1 protein-coding gene is annotated in these 3258 nt (G+C 70.6%); it reads left to right on the top strand.

Annotated elements, in window-relative coordinates; all coding sequences use genetic code 11:
* Positions 1–235: 235 nt before the first annotated feature.
* The coding region (locus AC1Q7Q_RS40285) for a beta strand repeat-containing protein (protein ID WP_492387296.1) at positions 236–3258 on the top strand (3023 nt) is incomplete at its 3' end.

Below are 3258 nucleotides of genomic sequence, written 5' to 3'. Positions count from 1 at the left end.
GTTGACGAAGTGCGCGCGACCCGTGTCCCGGCCTATGACACCGTCAAGCCCGGCATCCAGCAAGCGTTGCAGGCGCAAGAACTTGAGCGGGCCACGACCACGCTGGTCACGCAGTTGCTGGGCAAGGCAAAGATCACGCAGTAAGGCGGCCCGCAAGGCCCGCCGGCGGCAAGCTGCCGCCCGCCTACGCGACCCGCCCCAAGACATCCCGCTCGACGCATTGCCAGGAAGCACCATGTACCGCGTGAAACAAGCCGCACTGCCTCAGGACAAAGCACAACCCGATCCGTCGCTCGGCCTCTCCATGGCCGAGCGTGGCCGTCGCCGCTGGTGGGTGCGTGCGCTGGCTGGCGTGGTGGCCATCACGACCTGGATTGCGCCGCTGCAGATGTCCTTGCAGCAAGCCCGGCAGGCGGCAGGGGCGTTGGCGGCGGGCGCCTCGGATCCGGCTAGTCTTGCGATCCAGTCCGGCGCCGCGCGGCAAAGCCTGATGCGCTGGGCAGTCGCGCACCTGCCGGTGACGGTCAGCTTTGGTCCTGCGGCGGCCCATGCCGCGCCGGTCACCGACCCGAACGCGCCGGTGCGTTTCACCCCGTCGATTGGCACCACCAGTGGACCGGGTGCGCCGGCGGGCGGCGTGCCCGTGGTGGGCATCACCACGCCCAACGCGGCGGGTATCTCGCTCAACCAGTACCGCGCATTCATAGTCGATCCGATCGGCCTGATCCTCAATAACAGCACCACCGGCGGCGGCACGTTCCTCGGCGGCCAGGTTGGCGCCAACGGCAACCTGGCCACCTCTGGCCCGGCTGGCCTGATCATCAACCAGGTCACCAGCCAGACGCCCGCCCAGGTCAACGGCACCATCGAAGTGTTCGGCGCCCCGGCCGGGGTTGTGATCGCCGCGCCCGGCGGGGTCTATACCCGTGGTGCGAGCTTCACCAACACCACGCAGGTCACGCTCACCACCGGCGTGCCGCAGTTCCTGTCGGGCACCGGGGCAGCCACCAGCTTCGATGCCGCCACGGCCGCCGGCTTCCTCGTGCAGGGCGGGCGCGTACAGATCGCCAACCCGTCGCCGGGGAACCCCAACGGCGTGGGCATCGAGGGCACGGTCGGCAATATCAACCTGATCGCCGAGTCGATCGGCGTCGATGCGGCGCTTTATGCGGGCAACCAGATCAACCTGGTGGCCGGGCGCCAGTTGGTCACGCCCGCCGCGACTCCCTCCGCTACGCCCACCGCTACGCCCTCCGGCGGCGCCTTTGCCACCACGGCCACGGGCGCGAACAACGCGGCCAGCAACACCAGTGCCGCCAGCGGCCTGGCGATCGACGCCACCGCGTTCGGTGCCATGACCGCCGGGCAGATCCATATCGTGAGCACCGCCGCGGGCCTGGGCGTGCGCGCCGATGGCAATCTCGCGGCGTCGGCCAGCAACCTGACGCTGGACTCCGCCGGCAACCTGAAGGTTGGCAGCACCTACGCCAAGCAGGCGGTCGCGCTCAATGCCGCCGGCGCCGTGGTGGCGTCGGGCAATGGCCACAGCGAGGCCGGATACACCCTCAACGCCGGGCAGGACGCCACACTGGGCGGCACGCTGAACGCGGGCAAGGCCGTGGCGGTGTCGGCGGGTGGCTCGATCCACGGTGCCGGTGGCATCCAGGCGCAGAACGCCGTGACCCTGGCCGCCGGCGGCAGCGTGGATGTGGGCGGCGCGGTCCGTGGATCGCAGATCGCCATCTCGGCGGCGGGCAACGATGGCCGTGGCGATATCCATTTGCGCGGCGATGTCAGCGCGCCGGGCACGATCCAGCTCAACGCGGCGCGCGACACCACCATCGACGGCAGCGCGGTCTCGGCGGCCGATCTGGACCTGTCCACCCAACGCCATCTCACCATCAACGGCATGGCGGGCAGCACCGGCGGCAATGTGTCGCTCACCGGCGTCACCGGCAACGTCACCACCACCGGCAACGTCGTGTCGCCCGGCACGCTTGCCGTCACCGCGGGCACCGATGCCAATCTCGGCGGCCAGGTGCTCGCCACCGGCCCGGTTGGCGTCACCGCCCGCAGCGGGAGCATCACTACCAGCGGGCAGATCGGCAGCAATGCCAGCCTCTCGCTCACCGCCGCGCAGAACGTCACGGTGGGCGGCCAGGCCCAGAGCGCGGGCAAGGCCACCATTACCGCCACCGCCGGCAGCGCCGCGATCAACGGCGCGCTGACCAGCGATGGCGACGCCGCTATCGCGGCGGGGCAGAACGCCAACGTGGCCGGCAGCGTGGCCAGCGGCGGCAACGCCACGATCCAGGCTGCGGCGGGATCGGCCACCGTGAGCGGCACACTCTCCAGTGTGGGCAGCGCCACCGTGAATGCGGGACAAAACCTCACCCTGGGCGGCAGCGTGCTGACCGGCCGCGATCTGGCGGCCACGGCCGGGCAGACGCTCAAGGCGGGTCAGCTCACCTGGGTGGGCGGCAACGCCACCCTGCGCGGCACGGATATCCAGGTCGGCTCGGTGGCGGGTTCCGGCACAACCGGGGGCAATGCCGTCACCGGCACGCTCGATGCGGCCGCCACGCGCAGCCTCGCCCTGACCGGCGACACCACGGCCGCCAACATGACGCTGGGCGGTCAGTCCATTGCCAACAGCGGGGCGACGATCGCCACGCAGCAGCTCACGGTCAACGGCGGCGCCGTGAGCAACGCCGGGACGCTCGCAGGCAACCAGGTCAGCCTGACGGCCTCCACCCTGATCAACCGCGGCACCGTCGGCGGCCAGACCGTCAACGTCACGGTGGCGAATGCCCTGGACAACGCCCAGGGCCTGATCGCGGGCGCCAAGCATCTCGCCGTCACCAGCGGCGCGCTCGCCAGCAACCAGGGCGGCACCCTCTTCGCCGGCGACCTCACCGGACACGCGCCCACGACAGGCGACCTGACGCTGAGCATCACCGGCGGCAGCGGGAGCTTCAACAATGCGGCGGGCCAGATCCTGGCGGGCAACAACCTGAGCGTGAATACGCCGAACCAGGTGTTCGACCCATCGGCGGCCACCGCCGGCACGCTGAACGCCAACGCCACCCTGACCCTCGCCGCGCTGGCCATCAACAACACCGGCACGTGGAACGTGCCGGGCGGCAACGTGGTGCTCAATGCCAGCCAGGGCATCACCAATACCGGCACGATCCAGAAATCCGGCGACCTGACCCTGGCCACCGGCGGCACGCTCACCAATGCCGGGCAGATCGTCAG

This window comes from Cupriavidus sp. GW823-FHT07A04, from assembly GCF_058794615.1.
This window is presented reverse-complemented; position numbering and strand designations above follow the sequence as displayed.